Source organism: Bacillus sp. FJAT-29790 (genome assembly GCF_019039215.1).
GTDB lineage: Bacteria > Bacillota > Bacilli > Bacillales > Cytobacillaceae > Cytobacillus.
The window spans coordinates 641,150-662,168 of record NZ_JAHNZZ010000001.1 but is presented as its reverse complement, the minus strand read 5'-3'; the positions used below and the strand labels follow the sequence as shown (position 1 = coordinate 662,168).

Sequence of the window (21,019 nt, the reverse complement as noted above, 5' to 3'; positions counted from 1 at the left end):
ATAAAACCGGAATATTTGCTAATAAATTGGAAAACACACAGCATAAAAATAAAAAAGTCCCCTATACACACAAAAATTGTGCGTATAGAGGACGTATCTGCAGACCGCGGTGCCACCTCAGTTTAGAGCAAAGGCTTTTGCTCCCTTATTTCAGGTACGGATGAAATGGAATGCCCATTGGCCTAAACGGCTATGGTAATTATGTCACTTCAATCGATACCCTATCCCTATAACGGTGGAAATCCGTACTTCCCTACTGTCCTTCAAGAAGTCTCTCGTAAGTCCATTCCATTGACTCTTCGTACCGGCTCACACCAACGCCTGGTTCTCTGAAACGAAGTGAAATCAATGTACTCCTCTTACTCAACGATTTGATTTATTTATTTTATTACGGATGATAACTTTTTTGAAAAAACAAAAAGAGCCCCCCGTCTAAAAAGGACGAGAGACCCGTGGTGCCACCTTCATTAGCTGATTATTCAGCTCACTTAACAGATATTAAAACGAAAATCGTTTGAATATCTGTCCCTTGTAACGATGAGACCGTTCGCCAAAGCCTACTACTGAAAAAGGTTCGGTTTGGAGGCTCGGAAGTCCATTCACTAAAACGTCCACACTGATTTGCACCACCCATCAGCTCTCTAAAGTTTCCGTTTAAGCTACTACTCTTCGTCAACGCCGTACGTTATATTGCTTATTATATTATTCGCAATTATGGAAAATGTCAAGGGGGTTTTTTATTTTATTCATTGGCTCATTTCTAAAAGATTGTTTCTTTATGATATAAATAGTTTTCAGGCACCATCCCCCCCTTTGTGTGACCGTTTTTCTCTTTCAAGGGAGATTTCGGACACTTATCCCCCCTTTGAGTGACCGTTTTCCTCTTTCCGACGAGATTTCGGGCACTTATGCCCTCTTTGTGTGACCGTTTTCTCTTTTCGACGAGCTTTCGGTCACCATGAACCTTTTTTTTGTGACTGATTACCTATTTTTCGAGATAATAAATCTTATTATAAAAACACAACAAAATTTGCGAAAACAGCTTATTCATTTAATGTGTTAATGAATTTCACTCGCCAAACCTCTGCAAGCTCCTCAACCTCAAGGAACTCCTCGATTACTTTCCGGTTTTGCCGGTTATAAAACATAATATGATTTCCTGTGAGAACTGAAAATTTTTCTTGGGTTCTATCTAGTAATTTTAAGTACGAATCCTCACAAACCAGCCCCTCTTGGAGTACACGGAAAAAATACCCTGTATAGCCTGTTTCAACGACCCTTTTAAGCAGTTTATCTTCGCGATTATGCTTTGAAATGGTTGCACATGGAATTCGCCCTTGAGAAACTTGGATGATTGCCTCGCCGAAGGAGTATGTATCTCCAATATAAACGTCACGCTCTAACATGTTTTCCACACAAACATTTTCACCGAATGCAGGCAGCTGAAATGACTTGTTAAATTCCCTTTCCCATTGCTGATAATGTTCGAACGGATATAAACAAACGGCTCTCTCAGGTCCACCATGAACTTCTCGATTGGCGACAAAATCTCCTCGGAATCCATTCTTTGTCAAATGGGCTTCATTTACCCGCTTTTTCCCGATTGCAGATTTTTCCGTTGTCCCCTTCCATAGATGCAGCCCGGCTCTCCCAATATTTAATGCAATGATTTTCCTCTCCATTATTCCGCACCCCATATCTCTATCTGTTTTTTCCTATTTTATCCTTTTTATCATCCCAAAGCCAAACATTAATTTCCTATCTAAAACTTCCCATAAAAAGTAAGCTGTTTTCCATTCTAGTTTTTCGTTTATTAGCTCATATTAATATTAAGTTTGATTACGTTTAAGGAAAGGAAAGAATCAATGGAGCATGTTGAAAAATTACAATCTGGAAGCAAGAAAGTTCAAGGGATGCAGTCCAGAGACAATGTAAAAAATCAGAAATGGGCCATCCTTTCGCTTGCTTCGATCCCACTTGTAATGACACTTGGAAATTCGATGCTGATCCCTGTCTTGCCTGCCATGGAAAAAAAGCTAAATATTTCAGCGTTTCAAGCGAGTATGATCTTAACGGTCTACTCCATCGTTGCCATTCTGTTAATACCAGTTGCCGGATGTTTGTCCGACTATGTTGGAAGGAAAAAAGTGATCATTCCAAGTCTATTCATTGCTGGGATTGGAGGCCTCATATCCGGCTGGGCAGCATGGAAAATGGATGATCCATACTGGCTTATATTAGCTGGGCGGGCTCTTCAGGGAGTTGGTGCTGCAGGTGCAGCCCCAATTGTCATGCCATTGATTGGCGACATGTTCAAAAGTGATGAAGAAGTAAGCAGTTCTCTCGGCATGATCGAAACATCCAATACTTTTGGTAAAGTATTAAGCCCAATTCTTGGGGCATTTTTAGCAGGCTTCATTTGGTATTTACCGTTCTTTTCATTTCCTGTTTTTTGCACCATTTCGATATTGCTTGTTTTATTTTTAGTCAAGACGCCTAAAGCAAAAGAAGAACCGTTACCATTCAAGGAATTTATCCAAAACATAAAAAACACCTTTAAAAATAATGGAAGATGGTTATTCGCCATTTTTATCATTGGCGTTATTTTAATGTTTGTACTTTTCGGGGTCCTGTTTTATTTGTCAGAGATTCTGGAAAAGACTTATGATATAAAAAATATTAAAAAAGGATTCCTCCTCGCTGTTCCATTAGGTGCATTGTGTATTTCCTCCTATGTGACAGGTAAAGTGATTAAAGAGAAAAAAAACTTAATGAAGTGGATTATTTTTGGGGGATCTGTCCTGCTGGCTATTTCTGTTGCCGTCCTTAGTTTCTCAAATGGCATGTGGTTTATGATTATGTTATTCGTGTTTAGTGGAATTGGCATTGGTATTGCCTTGCCATGTTTGGATGCCTTAATTACTGTTGGAATTGAAAAAAAAGAAAGGGGAACGATAACATCCATTTATAGCTCTATGAGATTTATTGGGGTAGCCGCCGGCCCGCCTGTAATCGCGGTTTTAATGAAGAATGCTGAGAAATCACTCTTTTACATTTTAAGCGGACTGGCAATTCTAGCCGTCATTGCTACGTTTATGGCGATTAAACCGGATGAGGGAGAAGCGAAATAGCAGTGTGAAAATCTTGAATTTATCTTCGGTTTTGTTAATATCTACTGTGCTTTCTGTTTCCATTTAAAGTATTGTTGTAGCGTAATTGGACTTATTTAGAAGATTACAACTTCAATTAACAGCCACCCTAAAAGGTGGCTGTTAATTACTCTTTTAGACGTGGCTTTGCGGGATTACAATCCGGTTTATCCCCTTGGGTGGATTCAGCGAGTTTCATCAAATAGTAGCATTCTTCCCTGAACATATGGTCAGCCATGAGCGGTGCAAATGTACCTAAAGCCTCTTTACTAAGCCCTAGCTCCTCAATCTCATGTAGAAAGTTCATAAACAGCTTCATTTCCAGAGAAACCTCTTTATTAAAGAGATCAAGTGCTGGGAATGAAGTGAGATTTGTACGCAGAAAATCCGTCATTTCAACAGCTTTTAAATAAAAATCCTTAAAATGATTCAAATATTCGTCGATTGACTTTTTAATGCCTGTTTCAACCCAGGCCATATTGCTAGATATAGCCCCCGCATGTCCAGCCGCATCTAATAACCAAATTAAATGATGATGCAGCTCGTGAAATACTGGAGGAGCCTCTCCCTTTTTCAAATATTTTAATACAATTAAGTATTCCTCTAATTCGTTCACCATATGGTTAAAAAATACGGGCCCAAGATGAATTTTAACTTTACCAACAAGGTGACGCTCTAAGATTTTCAGTTTAAATTCTCTCAATTTTAATGTCTCATCTTCAGCTTTCACACTCAGTTCTACTAAATCGCCCACTCCAACTCTGCCAAGCAGTTGGTCGAATGTTCGGATAAACCCATTCGCAGTTTCAATGAATTCTTTTTCTTGCGGTGCCAATGAATCATGGATAAAGCGGGCATGATCCCCTAATATTTGCAGCCAGAATCCATGTTCAAATTTAGCAGCTTTTTCAAAACCTGCAACCACACAATCTCCCCTCTCAGACATACTCATAAGAGCATATAATACAAAGCGGGTTTTTATGCCAACCTTTTCATGTAGATTTTCGTTTAAAAAACAACTTAAATTTTCGCAAAAAATCGATCTGCTGCTATTGCTCTAACTACATGAAATATTTTTAACATTAAAAAGCCGGTAAATTGCTTACCGGCTTTTTAATGTGTTATTTAATTGGCTTTTTTAAGAATCCGATTAAAAGAGCAGAGACAACAGCACCAATGATAATAGCGAATAAATAAACAAGCCATGAACCTTCAACGAGAGGCACGACAAATACTCCACCATGTGGTGCCCTTAATCCGATATGCGCCATCATCGAAATCGCACCCGAAACAGCAGATCCAATCATAATCGAAGGTATCACGCGCAGCGGATCAGCGGCAGCAAAAGGAATGGCACCCTCCGTAATAAACGAAAAGCCCATAATATAGTTTGTTTTTCCAGCATCAATTTCTTGCTTTGTAAATTTGCTTTTAAAAATCGTAGTTGCTAAAGCAATTCCCAGTGGCGGTACCATTCCAGCGGCCATGATCGCAGCCATCGGTTCGTATACACCACTTGCTAGTAAACCAGTTCCAAATACATATGCTGATTTATTTACCGGGCCACCCATATCAAATGCCATCATTAAGCCTAAAACGGCACCTAGTAAAACAGCATTTCCAGTTCCTAAACCTGAAAGCCACTCTGTAATAGCTGTGTTAAGAGCCCCTACTGGCTTATTGACAACATAAAGCATCAAAAATCCAGTTAACGCAATTCCAAGTAACGGGTAAAGTAAAATCGTTTTTATCCCTTCAAGAGAAGCAGGCAATCCCGCAAAAGCTTTTTTCAAACCAACAACTAAATATCCTGCAAGGAAACCAGCGATAATTCCGCCAAGAAAACCTGCGCCACCGCTCGCAGCCAACATACCGCCAACAGCTCCAGCAGCAAATCCAGGCCGGTCAGCAATACTCATTGCAATGAATGCAGCAAGAATTGGCACGATTAATCCGAATGCATTTCCCCCGCCAATCGTCATGAGTGCATCTGCAATTGGATGATAGGATGGATCATTAGGGTCAAATGCATTATAGCCGAACATAAATGAGATCGCGATTAAAATTCCGCCCCCGACAACGAATGGAAGCATATTGGAAACACCATTCATTAAGTGCTTATAGATGCCAGCTTTTTGCTCTTTCTGGCCTTCTGTTGCACCACTGTTTCCATTTCCGCCACGATAAATAGGAGCATCCTGTTCAAGTGCCTTTTCAATCAGTTCCTTTGGTTTGCGGATCCCGTCTGCAACGGCTGTTTGCAGCACATGTTTGCCGCTGAATCGTTCCATTTCCACTTTCGTATCGGCCGCAACAATAACTGCTGTGGCGTTTGCTATTTCATCTTTCGTCAAAACATTTTTTGCGCCACTAGAACCGTTTGTCTCAACTTTAATATCAACACCCAATTCAGCTGCTTTTGCTTTTAACGAGTCCGCGGCCATATACGTATGGGCAATTCCAGTCGGGCATGCCGTAACCGCGACGATAAAACGTTTACTGCCCGCAATGTTTTGATCTTCCTCTTCTTCTTCCTCATCATAACTATCAATGATTGAAAGAATATCCTCTTCACTTGCAGCATCCATTAATTTCTTTCGGGCTTCATCATTCATTAAAATTGAAGATAGACGAGACAACGCTTCCAAATGCGTATTGTTTGCGCCTTCTGGAGCCGCAATCATGAAGAATAAATGAGCTGGCTGGCCGTCAAGTGATTCATAATCGACACCTGCAACCGATTTTCCAAAAGCGATCGCCGCTTCTTTTACTGCCTTCGTTTTTGCATGAGGAATTGCGATGCCGTCACCGATTCCGGTTGTACTTTGTCCTTCTCTTGTTAAAATCGCTTCTTTAAACGCATTGCGATCATTTAATTTACCCGCTTTATCAAGCGTATCTACAAGACCGTTAATGGCATCCAGCTTGCCAGTTCCGGTCACAGAGAGAAGTATTGTATCTCTCGTTAACAACTCTGTTATTCTCATTTTTGTTCTCCCCTTTAATTAATTCGGTGAATAGAAACTTGAGGCAGTAATTCTTCTACCTTTTCTTTCGTACATAAACCGATTGAAAATGCAGTTGCACTTCCGAAGGCAACACTTGATCGAAACGCTTTCTCGATGTCTTTCTCCTTTTCATATATTGCTAGAAAGCCTGCGACCATTGAATCACCAGCTCCAACAGAGCTTTTTACTTCCCCTTTCGGCACTGATGCGATATAAGCAGCTTCTTTCGTAATTAAAACTGCTCCCTTCCCTGCAAGTGAGACAATCACATTCTGCGCACCCATTTCAATGAGTTTTTCCCCATAAGGGATAACCTCATCAACACTGGAAATCGTTGTATCAAATAATTCTCCAAGCTCATGATGATTTGGTTTGATTAAAAACGGCTTATATGGAAGGACTTTTTTTAGCAAATCACCTTCAGCATCAACTACAAAGGAGGCGCCGTTTTCTGCACAAATTTGAACGAGCTCTTCGTATGTTGTATTGGGCATTGTGGATGGAATGCTGCCAGCAAGCACAAGGAGATCCCCGTTTGAAAGCCTGCTGATTTTATCTTTCAATGCCCAAAACGCCTCATCTGTAATTGTTGGCCCTTTCCCATTAATTTCTGTTTCATTGTCCGTTTTCATTTTGATATTAATTCTTGTATCTTCATCTACATGAACAAAGTCTGTTTCAACGCTTTCGTTCTGCAAATATTCCTCAATATATTTACCTGTAAAACCGCCAGTGAACCCGATTGCTTTACTAGGTACGCCCATTCTTTTCAGTACTCTAGAGACATTAATTCCTTTACCGCCTGGAAACTTAGCTTCCCTCTCCGTCCGGTTCAATTCCCCTAATTCCACCTTTCGAAGCCCGATAATATAGTCTACAGATGGATTCAATGTCAATGTGTATATCATGATGTCACAACCTTTATTGTCGTTTTACTCATATATTGCTCTTTGTTATCGATGTCTAATTCATTCGTAATGATGTCAGCTTGATGAATATCAGCGATTTTCGCAAAGGCAATCTCAGAAAATTTCGTCTGATCTGCCAATACATAGACTTCACGTGAAATAGAAATGGCCAGTTGCTTAATCATCGCCTCTTCCTGATCAGGAGTCGTGTAGCCTGACAGGGGATGAATTCCATTCACACCCATAAAGCATTTATCAAATCGATAATGTTCAAGGCTGGCAATGGCTCCTCTTCCGATAATCGCTCCCGTTTTTGGCTTCGCGAACCCGCCAATCAAAAATGTCCTTATATTTCGTTCAAGCAAGGCATTCACATGCATTAAACCGTTTGTAACGACAACAATATCATCTATCGGTAAAAAGGGAATCATTTCAATAATCGTCGAACCAGCATCCAAATAAATACAGTCGCCCTTTTCAACTAATCCTGCAGCATATTGGGCGATTTTTCGTTTTTGTTGAAGGTTTTTGGTAGATTTCTCCGACATGCTCGGTTCGAGTAGCTTTCCTTGAAGCCTTGCTGCACCGCCATGGATCCTTTTCAGAAATTTTTCTTCCTCTAATTGACTAAGATCACGCCTAATCGTTGATTCAGATGTATTTGTTACGTCAACAAGCTCCTGAATTTTGACAACGTTCTTTTCTTTCAAAAGATTTAAGATCGCTCGATGGCGCTCAGGTGTTAACAAAACATCACTCCTAACTGCATAGTACTTATCTCTTGGTTATATTCTACTGAAACCGATTGCAAAAATCAATCATTTTCGTTCATTTATGATCAAAAGAAATCATTTTGCGATTGATTGTGGATGATATTGCATTCTTCGGACTATTTTAATCAAATAAAAAACAAAGGAATTAATTCCTTTGTTTTTTATAACAAAAAGAGAAGAGAGGTTGATTTCCGCTCCAGGATGCTCGCTTTCCGCTTCAATCAACTTCTTTTTGGACGGTTTTCTTTTACAAAACCTATTTAAAAAACAACAATCTTTTAGTAAAGAGCCCTTTTTAAAAATGATAAGCTGTTAGCTGTTCATTTAGAACCGCTGTATCATAACCTTTGGATTTTATATAGTCTAAAAGTTCGGGTAAATGTTCAGCTGTTGTTTTTTTGTCATGAAATAAAATAACAATTGGACGATTTTGAAATGGAAATTTTTCTAATTGATCGATAACATTGGCGACATATTCACCATTTTTATATTTCCAATCCCGGCTATCGACAGTCCAGTCCCATAATTGATAGCCTGCTGCTTTCACAGCTTGAATGTAGGCTGGTTTCATATGTGGAACTGATCCATAAGGCGTTCGAATTAAATTTGTTGCTGAACCGGTTAGCTTCAGTAATGTTTCTTGGGCCTTATTCATCTCCTCTACAACCGTTTTTTCCGACCGATAAATTTTCGTAACGTCATGAGTAACTCCGTGTAACGCAGGAACATGGCCATCGTTGATAAGTTTAAGTAATTCATCCGGATACTTGTTCATATTCGGCTCAAGCATGAAAAAAGTTGCCTGCATTCCGTATGCATTTAATGTGTCAACAATATTGTTTGTATACATTGTAGGGCCGTCATCAAAGGTTAAGTATATTGTTTTGTTTTCAAGTTGTTCTTGTACAGATTCAGGTTTTTCTTCTTTAGCAGACTCAGAAACTTGGACACTACTATTAACATCCATATCGATAAAATTTTGTATGATTACTTCTTGGCTTTCAATTTCCGGCTTTACGTTTTTGTCCTCGACGATTTGGTCTTGGTTATCACTGCTTATTTGCGATTTTATTTTATAAAAAGAACGAAAGGAATGGTTGATCGTTACATTCATTTCTTCGAATGGATCTAAATTTCTTTGCATCATTAATGAATACATCATATTAATAGGCTGTGTGAGGGGCGAAACAGCTAATGCCTCATTCCTTCTCCCCGGTTCATAAATGCTTAAGACTAAGGCAATACAGACTAAAATAGAAATAATCACCTTTTCATTTGTTTTGACCATTTTCCTTTTCACATTTCTTTTCAAGATGGTTCACCTTTCCATTCCTTCTCATTCTAAGATGATCAAATCAAATTCGCCTTGGCGTATTTGCGCCCAGATTATTATCGGACTTGCTCGATAAATTCCATAAAAAACATTAGGCATCCGCCGGAGGCTAACTTTATTCAGCCGGGGGTTGAACCCCCACTAAATTGGATACAATTTTGCATTCATCTCTCCAATAATATCGTTTAGAGACTTCTGCTGAATAAAGTTAAAATCAATAGTCTAAGCTAGTCGAAGGTGTTTTTACCCTTTCAATAATTAGACGTTGCAGACAAAAGAAAAGTTGCCAATTTCCTTATAATTCTACAAAAATATCAATCATTCGCTATTAATCTATCCTTACTTTAAATGTAACTAAAATCTCCTCTAGTTTCAATTCTTTCCGGGCTTTTTATTGGGATTGTTTTTAAGTTTTAATGGAGGATCGGCAAATCAGTAGTTTCTATGAATACGAGGGAGTCAAATAAATGCGAATATTATTACTAAATCAAGATTTAACAACTTTTTAAGTTAAAACTCAGATAATAGATTGCTCTTAAAGTCGAAATATACCTGATTTTACACAACGATATATAGTATCCAATCAATATCAAATATACTATATGTTGATTTTAGATGAGTTATTCCAAATTCGATCCAGTCTCACTTTATCTCATCCGCTTCCAATGAAGCGGAATTTTTTTACGTCAAAAAGCTTTACCCATCATTAAATAGCACTCAAAAAAAAAGGACCTAATGAAATTACTATAAGAGAACAAAATATTCAAGTTTAGGTCATTTGTTTCTTACTTTAGAAATGAATGTTTTTTTAATCAGCGGTGTATTTCTGGATAAATCATTATCGATGATACATACTAAAATCTGATTTGAATAAAAGATTTCGGAGGGAATATTCGTGCTAGAAACCCATATGGCTTTGCTAATTATTGATGTGCAAATAGGCTCGTTTCAGGAATCTAAACCTTTATATAAAGGAAATGAATTACTAACGAACATCCAGTTGCTCATTTCCAAAACTCGTTTAGTGCGAGCTCCCATTTTTTATACGAAGTTTAACAATATACCTGGAAAACCTCTTGAACGTGGAACATCCGGATGGAAAATACACCCTTTCATTACTCCATTTGAAAATGATATCATTATTGAAAAAAATCATCCAGATTCATTCCAACGAACAAATCTCCGACAAGAATTAGATGTCAAAGGAATAAAACAAATAGTCATTACCGGAATTCAAACAGAAGTGTGTGTGGATGCAACATGCCGTCGTGCATATAGTCTTGGGTATGATGTGATTCTCGCAAAAGACGGACATAGTACTTATGATTCGGGGATTTTTAAGGCTCCTCAAATTATCAACCACCACAATGAAGTCCTTCATCAATGGTTTGCCTATGTAAAAAAGACAAATGAAATTGAATTTTAAAAAGAGGTGTTATGTCTTTTTTCAAAGGATTATTATCGTATTTGAGATCAACTTGATTCTCTTGAAATCATAAAGAACGAAAAGTTTTAGAGGCATTATATATGAGTGTTTATAACATATTAAGTTTTGTAATAAGATTTATTTCGCTTTGAAATTTCTCTAAAAGTTCGTTGAATGAGGAATTAATTAAAAGTGGAAAAAGATTTTCTAGTGCTTCGTTGTAATTCTGACCTAATTCCACCCGTAGAACAACATATTTATGAAAGAGCAATGCTTTTTCAAAATCAATCCCTAGTTCATATAAGCCTTTATCCAAATCGTCTATTGGAATTTGTTTGATTTTTTTATAGACTTTTTGATTTTTTTCAATAAATTTCTCCTCTAAATAATGAGTCACATAATCTGTATACACCATTTGACCAATATCATTTGCTTCTTTTTTTGAATAATTAAAGCCAATAACGCGATCATCCTTATTTTCACGGATAATAAACGTTTTATTCCCTTGTAAATGTGTAATAAAACGCTTTACGCTCTTATCAAACATTTTATTAAATCCAATAATTTGATGCAATTTGATTGCAAAATCTGTATGTTCTTCACCGACAACAAATAACCTGTCCACTATTGGCAAAAGTTTTAATACCCCTTCGGAAAGTTGACTAGATGCATCGTAAATAATAATATCGTATTCTTTCTTCATCTTTTTAACTTTGCGTTTTTGTTCTGTTAATGGTAATTTCGAGAATTCGTGGATAAGCCCATTTGAAATCTCTTCTTTTTCTAAAGTCCCATAAGATATAAATGCAGCAGATAATGTCGTGTTCATTATAAGCCAATAATAAATCGATAAAGCCAATTCAGTTACACCTGATTTTGCTTTTGGCGAATAGAAACCAACCAAATACACTTTAACTCACCTGCCTTTTATTTAAATAATATTCGAAAAGGAAATTAGTGTTAAAGACAAACCACTACTTCTCTTCTTTAAATTAAATGGCTGTGATAAATGTAGCTGTTGATTTCCGCTGCAGGCACTCGCTTTCCGCGGGCGGTCGGGGAGCCTCCTCGTCGCTAACGCTCCTGCGGGGTCTCCCCTGACACGCTTCTCCCGCAGGAGTCTCGCGCCTTCCGCTACAATCAACAAGTGCAATTATCAACATTAAGCTTTAACATAGCCAATTAAATAAAAGTTTTTCTCAAAAAATTCTCTCATGAGTGACGGCGAACAATCCAGTATGTAAACATACTATAACCACCTGAGCAAAAGTTCTCATGTAGTTTCTTTTTTTATTAAAATTTGCTGAAAAGGACATATTATCAATAGCGTCTGTTCAAAAAGAAATGGATAGGTGAGTACGGATGGATTTTTTCTATAGTCAAGAATCATTGACTGCCATTCAATGGATTTTGAGGGCCATTGTAGCTTATTTCTTTATGCTTATTGTAGCAAAAGTAATGGGGCAACGGTCAATTTCACAGTTAAGATTACTTGATTTTGTTATAGCTTTAGTCATTGGGAACATCATTGCTCACCCATTGTCAGATGAAAGATTGGGATTCAAAGGCTCAATGATAACAATGAGCGTATTTGTAATTTTATACACATCAAGTATCATTGGGAGTTTAAAGTCAGATAAACTAAGAAAGTTTTTTGAATCACCTCCATTGCCCTTAATTGAAAATGGAAAAATATTTTACAAAAACCTAGCCAAAGCTAGAATTTCACTTGATTATCTAATGACAGAATTGAGGAAAGCGAATATTGAGGATATCCAAAAAATCGCTTTAGCCATGTGGGAAACGGGCGGAACTCTTTCTCTATTTCTGAAGCCACAATATCAACCGGTTACACCTTCGGATTTGAGAATAACCCCTAAATCCTTCGTTCTTCCCAGAACCATTATTAAAGAAAGAAAAATTGAGTTATCTGAATTGGACAAAATGGGAAAAGATGAAGACTGGCTGAAAACAAGGATTAAGTCTACATACAATGCTGACATTCACGAAATATTATTGGCAACCATTGATAGAAACGAAAACATTACCATTTTTTTATATGATTAAACAATCCAAACGATTAGACATACTAAAACTACATGATTGCTGCCGAGTTCTATTACTTTCTTAAATGCGGATGGAAATAAATAGGGATGTAATTTAGAGAAAAATAAAAGGATAAAGAATCTTTTCTATTAAAGATTCTTTATCCTTTTTGAATTCGTTTTAGTGGAAAACCTAGCGTTTATTGTCTTGGTTATTTAATTGTATTATTCACAATTTCCACTAAAACGTTTGAGTCTGTCACCAATTTCGTCACGCACACGCTGGAAGAAAGCCCATTTTTCTTCATCAGTTCCTTCAGCCTTAGCGGGATCATCAAATCCCCAATGTTCTCTTTTTACATGTGGTAGTGTTATCGGGCATTTGTCAGCCGCATCACCACATAAAGTAACCACTAAATCTGCATTGTTTAATATTTCAGAGTCAATAATATCAGATGTTTGATTTGAGATGTCAATTCCCGCTTCCTTCATTGCATTTACAGCATTCGGGTTTAAGCCATGCGCTTCAATACCCGCACTGTATACGTTCCACTCATCATCTAAATATTTCTTAGCCCATCCTTCTGCCATTTGGCTTCTACATGAGTTACCTGTACATAAAAAGTAAATTGTTTTTTTAGACATCATTTATTCCTCCATTAATAATTAGTGAATGATTACCAACCATATATATAAACCAACTAATGTAATAAACAGTGTTGGAATTGTTAAAACAATACCTGTTCTAAAGTACGTTCCCCATGATATCTTAACCCCTTTTTGGGATAAGACATGTAACCATAATAGAGTTGCAAGAGAACCGATCGGCGTGATTTTAGGACCTAAATCTGCCCCGATGACATTCGCATAGATCAGGGCTTCTTTAACTACATCAGTTGTATTCGTATCAGCAATCGCAAGTGCATCAATCATGACTGTTGGCATATTATTCATAATCGAAGAAATGATCGCAGCAATAAATCCCATACCTACTGTTGCAGCAAATAGACCTTGATCTGCTGTCACTTGAATGAGATCAGCTAATATATTAGTCAATCCCTCATTTCTTAGTCCATAAACAACTACGTACATTCCAATTGAGAAAAATACGATCGCCCAAGGGGCTCCTTTTATTACAGTACGAGCGTTAACTGCATGACTCCTTCTAGCCATAAAAAGGAAAAAGATTGCGACAATACTAGCGATAATCGATACAGGAATACCCGTAAATTCACTTGCAAAATACCCAATAAGTAGGATTCCTAATACAATCCAAGACAATCGGAACATTTTATCATCTCGAATAGCCTCTATAGGCTTCTTCAATTGAGACAGATCATAATTCTTTGGAATGCTTTTACGGAAAAATAGATATAAAACCAAGATACTTGCTACTAATGAAAAGAGATTCGGGATAATCATTCTTGAAGCAAACTCAGCAAATCCGATTCCAAAAAAGTCTGCAGACACGATATTAACTAAGTTACTTACTACTAACGGAAGTGATGTAGTATCTGCAATGAATCCACTTGCAATAATAAATGGAAAAACCATTTTTTCATTAAACTTTAGATTTCGAACCATTGCTAATACAATAGGAGTCAAAATTAGTGCGGCACCATCATTCGCAAAAAATGCTGCTACTAATGCTCCAAGTACGGACACATAGACAAACATTCGAACGCCATTTCCTCTTGCTGCTCTTGCCATATGAAGAGCTGACCACTCAAAAAATCCAATTTCATCAAGTATTAAGGAAATAATAATAATAGCGATAAACGCTAATGTTGCATTCCAAACTATGGATGTTACATCTACTACATCTTTAAAATCAACTACTCCAACGATTAAAGCGAGAATAGCTCCACCGCAAGCAGACCAACCGATGGATAAACCTTTAGGTTGCCATATAACTAAGATAAGTGTAATTAAGAAAATCAAAGATGCTAAAATTACTGATGTCAATGCATAATCCCCCTATTACTCACACGAGATTCGTAATCCCTGTTCTTCTAGTTCTTGTAATTTATACTCTTGACTTGGAAGATGCCCGAGAAGATTTTGGATCATTGGATAATAGTAACTATCTTTATTCAATGAATAAATGATCCATTGTCCCCTTCTCATTTCCCCTACTATTCCAGCATCTTTTAACTTACGTATGTGTTGACTAATAGCAGGCTGGCTCGCTTTAAATATTTCAACAAATTCACAAACACAACAATCATGTGAATCTAAAATCTTCACCATTGTTAAACGGGTTTTATCGCCTAACAACTTTAATATCATCGCAGCTTTTTCTATTTCTACAGTTGATACTTGCATGAAAACACCTCCTAAATTCATCCGAGCATTAATATATAACCATTCGTTTATATAATATTTTGCTTATATATTAAATTCAAGTCTTCTTTTATTAATTTTTTGTAAACATACAGAAATAGCGGTAAGTTACAGGTATGCAAAAGATAAAGAATTTCTAAACGATGGATTTCATCCCCTACTTTTTAATATAAAAAAAATGCCTTCTTCATTGAGAGAAGATAGCATTTAATGGAGTATATAAAGACTACAAGCAGCAATTTAAAATTTTCAGTATTTATCAGATCTGCCATCAGCTTTTCTAGGTAGATTAACAAAAGAGCAATTCTACTGTAACCGGAGGCAGAAGAAATTATTATCTAGTTACAAAATTTCATATCGTTTTTCACACTAGCATTGAATAAAAATAATAAGAATGTAAGAAGTAAAAAAAGGGATATCACGCCAGGATATCCCTTTTTTCACGTTTATGAGTTAGTAATTCAATGTTTAGAAGTAAGACCTCTGTTTAGTCTTTATTTAATACGCTCATTCTCAGGTTCTAAATGTATTAATACTTGAGCATGAGTAAACAGATGATTGATATCTTCTTCTATCTGGTTACATAATTCATGCGCTGTTTCAATGCTATAATGTGACGGAACAACAAGGTGAAAATCTACGTATTCATATCGACCGGAACGTCTTGTGCGAAAATCGTGATATTCAATATATTCCTCCTTATAGGATTCAATCAGCTTCATGAGGTTTCTTTCTTCATCCGGTGATAACCTTGCATCCATTAATGGAGGAAATGATTCTTTCATTAATTTAGAAGCTTCAAACATGATATAAACAGCTAAAATAATTCCGATAATCGGATCCAAAAAATACCATCCAGTAAGACTTACTAGTAACAAACTAACTGCTACGCCTAAAGATGTATATACATCTGTAAGCAAATGGATCGCATTAGATTTCATCGCCACTGATTTCGTTTTATCAGCTGTTCTTCTAACAATTTTTGATACTACAAAGTTGATGACAGCCCCAAGTAACATGACAACTATTCCCAAAAGCGGTAGCTGGATTGGTTCCGGGTTTATTAGCTTGTGGATACATTCATAAATAATCCAAATGCCAGCAATAAAAATTAATAATGTTTCAATGGTTCCAGAAAGATTTTCTACTTTTCCATGACCATATGGGTGGACTTTATCCGCAGGCCTGTTCGAAATTCGTACTGAGAAAAAAGCAATTAAAGAAGCCATTAAATCTAAGGACGAATGAATAGCCTCGGAAAGAACAGCAACCGATCCGGTAAATAAGCCAACAATTATTTTTAGAACAACAACAAAGGAATTACTTAATACTGATAAAAATGCTATTTTAGATGAATTCATTTGATTACCCCATTTATTATTATTAACACTTTTTATGTTATCAAACCTAAGTTTAGTGGGTCTAGAGCAACCTTTTTGAGGAAAACAATAAAAAGTAAATACATCTAACAATGTTGCACAAGGTAAAATTATTATTAGTGTACCAACTAAAGCATAAATCCACCTAATTTTGTTAATAGTAGACAAAAAGGAGGCTCTTTTATGAAAATGTCAAATATTGTCTTCATCCTGTTTTTGCCTTTCATTTTACTTCAAGGCTGTAATAATGCTACTTCCCCACCACCTGAAAATGTCCCGGCTGAACATAATGATCATACGATTACGAATAATGGTACTGATACGATTACGAATAATGGTACTGATACGACAGTAAAAGGGACTGAAAACAAATTTAACTTTACGAAATTTGAGTTAGATGTTGATTATGCTAGGGACAAATCCTACGAAGTCGATTATGATTACGGAATTGAAGCTGAAATTAAAGATAAAATAAAAGGGATCATAGTGAATGGAGACGTAGCTTTAAGCGAACTTAATCCTACCTTTGAACAATTGAAATTTGACACGGCAACACCTAAAAGTGAAGTGATCGCTGAGGTGCTGAAAGCATTTAATCTCAAAAGCGATTATACAAAATTTGAATTAGATATTGTGTTTTTAGACGGAACCAAGAAAGAATACAATTCAATAAGATAATAGGAAAAAGTTCCTTTTTGTTTTTGAAATAAAAAGGAACTTTTTTGATTTAATGTCTTTAAAAGGTGAAATCATTCCTTCATAAATTTTTTCGGGTTGTTATTTTGATAAAAGACATTCAAATGATACAATTTATTATTGTATCATGTACCAATGATTAACAATTCAAAACGAAGGAGCGAAAAAAATGGCTGTTAATGTTTATCTGAATTTTAACGGAAATTGCCGTGAAGCAGTAGAGTTTTACGCACAGGTTTTTGATACAGAAAAACCACAAATTATGACCTTTGGTGAGTCTCCGCCAAACCCGGAATATCCTCTTCCAGAGGAAGCAAAAAACTTAGTCATGCACACTCGAATTAATATTAGCGGAAGCACTGTGATGTTTTCTGATGTTTTTCCGGATATGCCCTTTGTTGAAGGTAACAACATCAGCCTTGCTGTTGTCAGCAAGGACATGGATGAAATTAAATCCCAATTTAATAAACTGAAAGAAGGCGGCACTGTTGCGTTGGACCTTCAAGAAACTTTTTTTAGCAAATGCTATGGCCAATTGACGGACAAGTTTGGAATTGCATGGCAATTTAGCTATGATAACGGGGAAATGGGAATGTAATAATTAGTTGTTTTCGGCTGAAAACAAAAGAAGTAAAGATGCAAAAATCCAAAGAAAAGACCTCCAATTTATATTTTGGGGGTCATTTTTTATTATATTCATTCTTATAAATTAAAAATCAGAAAAATTAGACATGTTTTTCCTAATATTTGATATAATTAATTTATCCCAATTTAACGGGCAGAAAGAAGAAAGTACTGATAGCATTTTTACGTTATAAAGGTACTTTTTTAAATCATTAAAGGAGGTTTGTCCATGTATCAAATTAAAGACAAAGAAAAAATATTTATTTACACGGGTCCTGATGGCTCTGGAAGAAAAACCGTTGCGAAGATGGTTGCTACCGCATTTGATATGGAAACTGTTCTGTCTTATACAACTCGTTCTCCCCGGCATTATGAAAAAAATGGTGAAGACTACCATTTTGTAAATGAAGCAACCTTCAAACACATGCAAGACCAACAGGAATTTCTTGAAAGTGTCGAGATCGATGGATTTCGTTATGGCATTCGCGAACAAGATATCGTCAATGCTTTCCAAAACCATGATCTTGTCTATTTGACTTTGAATCCGGAAGGGACCGAAAAGTTGAAAAAAATGTATGGTGAGCGTGTCATGCGTTTCTTCATTTATGCTGATCGTGATACTGTCATAAAAAGACAAAAAGACCGTGAAGATAATGAGGCGGACATAGAGCGGCATATGACTCATTATGACGAAACGATGGCCTATAAAAATAACTGTGAACATGCCTTTGAAAATTACGATTCACCACAAATATCTTTCAAAATCAGCGAATTGATCGAATCCTTTTTGGACAGAGGATTCTTTGTCACCGACTATTAAGGTTTGAAAACAAAGGACCATCCGATGAGGTATGTAACTTCATCGGATGGTCCTTTTAATTATTGGCGTATTTTAGAGATGGTTGCTTATGATATTTATAAAAAAATTCAATGAACCATCTAAATGAGATGACCTTTTGTTAAATAACAGGCGTCTGCTCTCATGTATTATTCACCAAAATCCACATTATGGTATACCTGTTGAACATCTTCTAAATCCTCTATTGCATCGATCATTTTTTCAAATTGGACGAGTGCGTCTTCTGGAAGTGATACGTCATTTTGCGCAAGCATTGTTAGTTCGGCAACGGTAAAGTCAGTTATACCAACATTCTTGAATGCTTCTTGTACGGCATGAAACTGGTCAGGTTCAGCATAAACGATTACTGCGTCATCTTCTTCTAAAATATCACGCACATCTACATCTGCCTCCATTAATATTTCAAGCACTTCATCTGCAGTTTTACCTTCTAGACCGATAACAGCTGTGGCATCAAACATATATGCGACAGATCCGCTTACACCCATGTTCCCGCCATTCTTCCCGAATGCAGCACGCACATCTGACGCCGTACGGTTCACATTATTTGTCAGTGCATCTACGATGACCATTGATCCATTTGGTCCGAAGCCTTCATAACGAAGTTCGTCATAACTTTCTTCTGAACCGCCTTTCGCTTTTTCAATTGCACGGTCAATAATCGTTTTTGGTACACTGTACGTTTTTGCACGCTCGAGAACGACTTTTAACGCTTGATTTGATTCTGGATCCGGCTCGCCTTGTTTAGCTGCTACATAAATTTCACGTCCAAACTTTGCATATATCCTACTCGTATTAGCGTCTTTTGACGCTTTTTTTTCTTTAATATTATTCCATTTACGGCCCATTATGAACACTCTCTTTCCACTTTAAATCTACATAAAAATAGTAATATGAAATAAGCGCTTCTACAACACTTTTTCAAAAAATTATCAAGAGTCCGTTACAATATCATATTAAAGATACTGCCATTACATCGACTATTCCAAATTACATCATTCGTTACTTTTACGTCATTATTATACAAGTATGTTCTTATATGTACAATCGAAAGATTCATTTCCAAAATTCGCATACTTATTTTATGGGGGTGTTTTTAATGTTTAATTGATGTTTCTAACCACTTTGATCATATTAGTTCCTCGCTTTCTCAAAGCCTTGAAGTGGTGGTCTTACTTCCCGTTAATTTGCGACAAATCTTCCAAAAGGTGAAACTTTCATAATTTTGTCAAATTGTTTTTGCAATTATGTGACGAGTATCACAACACAAGGGATTTTATCCCATTCTATGATACTTTATACATGTATTAATTAATCTACTATTTTGAAAGGAAGAGATTAAGATGATCGTAAAATGGTTAAGAGAAAATCAAATTGCAGCTGGATTACTGACTGTTATCCGGGTTTATCTTGGGTATTCCTGGCTTACTGCCGGGTACCATAAAGTGGCAGATGGTTTTGATGCTTCCGGTTTCCTGCAAGGAGCTGTAGCAAAAGCGAGCGGAGATCATCCTGCTGTCCAAGGATGGTGGGCGAGCTTTTTGGAGGCGGTCGCCATTCCGAATGCGGGATTATTCAGCTTCTTGGTTGCGTGGGGTGAACTACTTGTAGGAGTAGGATTAATCCTAGGTTGTTTAACAACTGCGGCCGCTTTCTTCGGAATCGTTATGAACTTTGCATTCCTATTTTCTGGAACTGTCAGTACGAATGCGCAAATGGTATTATTAACAATTTTTATTTTAGTAGCTGGCTATAATGCTGGAAAAATTGGCATTGATCGCTTTGTGATGCCTGGTATTCGTAAACCATACAAACGGAAAGGGATACAATCGTGAGGAACAGCCCGTTCATTCGAGCGGGCTGTTCCTTATGGGGCATACTGATTGAAAAATTGGAACTAAGAATCTAGGTACATTTGCCGCTCTATTTTTCTTTCGTAAACGTTAAGAGAAAAAACAACAAGAAACTTAGCAATAAAATTGAGCCTCCGCCAATGTAAACCGCTGTATTTACTGTCTCTGGGAGAAATGCTGGCTTAAAGATGTAAAGTGCCATTCCCCCTGTTAATCCGATGGAGCCGATCACCGCAGTATAGACATGAAGCTTTGCTAGAATCCCAATTTTCGGCGTGAATACTTTATAATACACAGCCCATGCGAATAGTGTTAACCATCCGACAACTAATACATGAGCATGGATTGGCCGGAAAGCATAACCACCAGCGCCTGCCATATGTGCACCTAAAAATGCGCCAATAAATGCAAACAATGCTGATAACCTTAATAATAATTTACTGTAGCTGTTCATCAATTCACTTCTCCTTAATTACAATCAATAAATTACTTGATCAATCGCCTCTTACCCTTTCCGTTTGTTTTACACCTTCAAAAAAGTTCTCTTGGTCTCACACTCTTAAAAATTAGTTTCGAAGTTTCAAAGATAAGGTGATTGGGTCTATTTATTATACCCACGAATG

20 protein-coding genes and 2 other annotated features are annotated in these 21,019 nt (G+C 36.8%); of the genes, 7 read left to right on the top strand and 13 right to left on the bottom strand.

What is annotated here, in order from left to right:
* Positions 1-84 precede the first annotated feature (84 nt).
* Positions 85-376: a binding site (T-box leader), on the bottom strand.
* A gap of 58 nt (positions 377-434) precedes the next feature.
* Positions 435-685: a binding site (T-box leader), on the bottom strand.
* 358 nt (positions 686-1,043) lie between these two features.
* Positions 1,044-1,682, bottom strand: a complete 639-nt coding sequence (locus BGM26_RS03170) for an MOSC domain-containing protein (protein ID WP_217038298.1) — start codon at positions 1,680-1,682, stop codon at positions 1,044-1,046.
* A gap of 183 nt (positions 1,683-1,865) precedes the next feature.
* Here BGM26_RS03170 and bcbE point away from each other — a divergent pair, with 183 nt between their 5' ends.
* Positions 1,866-3,131 carry a bacillibactin exporter BcbE gene (bcbE, locus tag BGM26_RS03165; RefSeq protein ID WP_217038297.1) on the top strand — a complete coding sequence of 422 codons (1,266 nt, stop codon included), beginning with the start codon at positions 1,866-1,868 and terminating at the stop codon, positions 3,129-3,131.
* Positions 3,132-3,276: 145 nt separating this feature from the next.
* Here bcbE and BGM26_RS03160 read toward each other — a convergent pair whose 3' ends face one another.
* The 5 genes from BGM26_RS03160 to BGM26_RS03140 form a co-directional block, all read right to left on the bottom strand.
* Positions 3,277-4,095, bottom strand: a complete 819-nt coding sequence (locus BGM26_RS03160) for a DUF2935 domain-containing protein (RefSeq protein WP_217038296.1) — start codon at positions 4,093-4,095, stop codon at positions 3,277-3,279.
* Between the two features lie 175 nt (positions 4,096-4,270).
* Positions 4,271-6,136: a PTS fructose transporter subunit IIABC gene (locus tag BGM26_RS03155; protein WP_217038295.1), complete on the bottom strand. Its 1,866-nt coding sequence runs from the start codon at positions 6,134-6,136 to the stop codon at positions 4,271-4,273.
* 14 nt (positions 6,137-6,150) lie between these two features.
* The gene (pfkB, locus tag BGM26_RS03150; RefSeq protein WP_217038294.1) at positions 6,151-7,065 is read right to left on the bottom strand and encodes a 1-phosphofructokinase; all 915 of its coding nucleotides are present in this window, start codon (positions 7,063-7,065) and stop codon (positions 6,151-6,153) included.
* Complete coding sequence (locus tag BGM26_RS03145; RefSeq protein ID WP_217038293.1) at positions 7,062-7,814, bottom strand: DeoR/GlpR family DNA-binding transcription regulator; 753 nt, start codon at positions 7,812-7,814, stop codon at positions 7,062-7,064. Before BGM26_RS03145 ends, pfkB begins: the two co-directional genes overlap by 4 nt.
* A gap of 319 nt (positions 7,815-8,133) precedes the next feature.
* Positions 8,134-9,150, bottom strand: a complete 1,017-nt coding sequence (locus BGM26_RS03140) for a polysaccharide deacetylase family protein (protein ID WP_217038292.1) — start codon at positions 9,148-9,150, stop codon at positions 8,134-8,136.
* Between the two features lie 916 nt (positions 9,151-10,066).
* On the opposite strand from BGM26_RS03140, the gene BGM26_RS03135 reads away from it, so the two are divergent.
* The gene (locus BGM26_RS03135; protein ID WP_217038291.1) at positions 10,067-10,597 is read left to right on the top strand and encodes an isochorismatase family protein; all 531 of its coding nucleotides are present in this window, start codon (positions 10,067-10,069) and stop codon (positions 10,595-10,597) included.
* 109 nt (positions 10,598-10,706) lie between these two features.
* Here BGM26_RS03135 and BGM26_RS03130 read toward each other — a convergent pair whose 3' ends face one another.
* Positions 10,707-11,507, bottom strand: a complete 801-nt coding sequence (locus BGM26_RS03130; RefSeq protein ID WP_217038290.1) for a hypothetical protein — start codon at positions 11,505-11,507, stop codon at positions 10,707-10,709.
* A gap of 452 nt (positions 11,508-11,959) precedes the next feature.
* Between BGM26_RS03130 and BGM26_RS03125 the strand changes: the two genes are divergently transcribed.
* Complete coding sequence (locus tag BGM26_RS03125) at positions 11,960-12,664, top strand: DUF421 domain-containing protein (protein WP_217038289.1); 705 nt, start codon at positions 11,960-11,962, stop codon at positions 12,662-12,664.
* A 203-nt stretch (positions 12,665-12,867) separates the two neighbouring features.
* Here the strand turns inward: BGM26_RS03125 and arsC are convergent, their stop codons facing one another.
* From arsC to BGM26_RS03105, 4 genes are all read right to left on the bottom strand, one after another.
* A complete protein-coding gene (arsC, locus tag BGM26_RS03120; RefSeq protein WP_217038288.1) occupies positions 12,868-13,287 on the bottom strand; it encodes an arsenate reductase (thioredoxin) in 420 nt (139 codons plus the stop codon).
* Positions 13,288-13,308: 21 nt separating this feature from the next.
* A complete protein-coding gene (locus BGM26_RS03115) occupies positions 13,309-14,607 on the bottom strand; it encodes an arsenic transporter (RefSeq protein WP_217038287.1) in 1,299 nt (432 codons plus the stop codon).
* Between the two features lie 15 nt (positions 14,608-14,622).
* Positions 14,623-14,967: an ArsR/SmtB family transcription factor gene (locus BGM26_RS03110; RefSeq protein ID WP_217038286.1), complete on the bottom strand. Its 345-nt coding sequence runs from the start codon at positions 14,965-14,967 to the stop codon at positions 14,623-14,625.
* A 512-nt stretch (positions 14,968-15,479) separates the two neighbouring features.
* Positions 15,480-16,346: a cation diffusion facilitator family transporter gene (locus BGM26_RS03105; RefSeq protein WP_217038285.1), complete on the bottom strand. Its 867-nt coding sequence runs from the start codon at positions 16,344-16,346 to the stop codon at positions 15,480-15,482.
* A gap of 201 nt (positions 16,347-16,547) precedes the next feature.
* Between BGM26_RS03105 and BGM26_RS03100 the strand changes: the two genes are divergently transcribed.
* From BGM26_RS03100 to BGM26_RS03090, 3 genes are all read left to right on the top strand, one after another.
* Positions 16,548-17,042: a YusW family protein gene (locus BGM26_RS03100; RefSeq protein ID WP_217038284.1), complete on the top strand. Its 495-nt coding sequence runs from the start codon at positions 16,548-16,550 to the stop codon at positions 17,040-17,042.
* 187 nt (positions 17,043-17,229) lie between these two features.
* Positions 17,230-17,658 (top strand): VOC family protein, encoded by a 429-nt coding sequence (locus tag BGM26_RS03095; protein ID WP_217038283.1) that lies wholly within the window; start codon positions 17,230-17,232, stop codon positions 17,656-17,658.
* Positions 17,659-17,913: 255 nt separating this feature from the next.
* Positions 17,914-18,504 (top strand): guanylate kinase, encoded by a 591-nt coding sequence (locus tag BGM26_RS03090; RefSeq protein WP_217038282.1) that lies wholly within the window; start codon positions 17,914-17,916, stop codon positions 18,502-18,504.
* A gap of 167 nt (positions 18,505-18,671) precedes the next feature.
* On the opposite strand, the gene BGM26_RS03085 is transcribed toward BGM26_RS03090, so the two are convergent.
* Positions 18,672-19,391, bottom strand: coding sequence for a YebC/PmpR family DNA-binding transcriptional regulator (locus BGM26_RS03085; protein WP_217038281.1), 720 nt, complete (start codon positions 19,389-19,391; stop codon positions 18,672-18,674).
* Positions 19,392-19,886: 495 nt separating this feature from the next.
* On the opposite strand from BGM26_RS03085, the gene BGM26_RS03080 reads away from it, so the two are divergent.
* A complete protein-coding gene (locus BGM26_RS03080; RefSeq protein WP_217038280.1) occupies positions 19,887-20,378 on the top strand; it encodes a DoxX family protein in 492 nt (163 codons plus the stop codon).
* Positions 20,379-20,466: 88 nt separating this feature from the next.
* On the opposite strand, the gene BGM26_RS03075 is transcribed toward BGM26_RS03080, so the two are convergent.
* Positions 20,467-20,850, bottom strand: coding sequence for a hypothetical protein (locus BGM26_RS03075; RefSeq protein WP_217038279.1), 384 nt, complete (start codon positions 20,848-20,850; stop codon positions 20,467-20,469).
* Positions 20,851-21,019 lie beyond the last annotated feature (169 nt).

What these genes read in the sequence shown, in the direction of transcription:
- BGM26_RS03170 (WP_217038298.1), bottom strand. Translation starts at nt 1,682, where the DNA reads ATGGAGAGGAAAATCATTGCATTAAATATTGGGAGAGCCGGGCTGCAT.
- BGM26_RS03075 (WP_217038279.1), bottom strand. Translation starts at nt 20,850, where the DNA reads ATGAACAGCTACAGTAAATTATTATTAAGGTTATCAGCATTGTTTGCA.
- BGM26_RS03105 (WP_217038285.1), bottom strand. Translation starts at nt 16,346, where the DNA reads ATGAATTCATCTAAAATAGCATTTTTATCAGTATTAAGTAATTCCTTT.
- BGM26_RS03155 (WP_217038295.1), bottom strand. Translation starts at nt 6,136, where the DNA reads ATGAGAATAACAGAGTTGTTAACGAGAGATACAATACTTCTCTCTGTG.
- BGM26_RS03090 (WP_217038282.1), top strand. Translation starts at nt 17,914, where the DNA reads ATGTATCAAATTAAAGACAAAGAAAAAATATTTATTTACACGGGTCCT.
- BGM26_RS03160 (WP_217038296.1), bottom strand. Translation starts at nt 4,095, where the DNA reads ATGTCTGAGAGGGGAGATTGTGTGGTTGCAGGTTTTGAAAAAGCTGCT.
- BGM26_RS03095 (WP_217038283.1), top strand. Translation starts at nt 17,230, where the DNA reads ATGGCTGTTAATGTTTATCTGAATTTTAACGGAAATTGCCGTGAAGCA.
- pfkB (WP_217038294.1), bottom strand. Translation starts at nt 7,065, where the DNA reads ATGATATACACATTGACATTGAATCCATCTGTAGACTATATTATCGGG.
- BGM26_RS03110 (WP_217038286.1), bottom strand. Translation starts at nt 14,967, where the DNA reads ATGCAAGTATCAACTGTAGAAATAGAAAAAGCTGCGATGATATTAAAG.
- BGM26_RS03125 (WP_217038289.1), top strand. Translation starts at nt 11,960, where the DNA reads ATGGATTTTTTCTATAGTCAAGAATCATTGACTGCCATTCAATGGATT.
- bcbE (WP_217038297.1), top strand. Translation starts at nt 1,866, where the DNA reads ATGGAGCATGTTGAAAAATTACAATCTGGAAGCAAGAAAGTTCAAGGG.
- BGM26_RS03080 (WP_217038280.1), top strand. Translation starts at nt 19,887, where the DNA reads ATGATCGTAAAATGGTTAAGAGAAAATCAAATTGCAGCTGGATTACTG.
- BGM26_RS03100 (WP_217038284.1), top strand. Translation starts at nt 16,548, where the DNA reads ATGAAAATGTCAAATATTGTCTTCATCCTGTTTTTGCCTTTCATTTTA.
- arsC (WP_217038288.1), bottom strand. Translation starts at nt 13,287, where the DNA reads ATGTCTAAAAAAACAATTTACTTTTTATGTACAGGTAACTCATGTAGA.
- BGM26_RS03085 (WP_217038281.1), bottom strand. Translation starts at nt 19,391, where the DNA reads ATGGGCCGTAAATGGAATAATATTAAAGAAAAAAAAGCGTCAAAAGAC.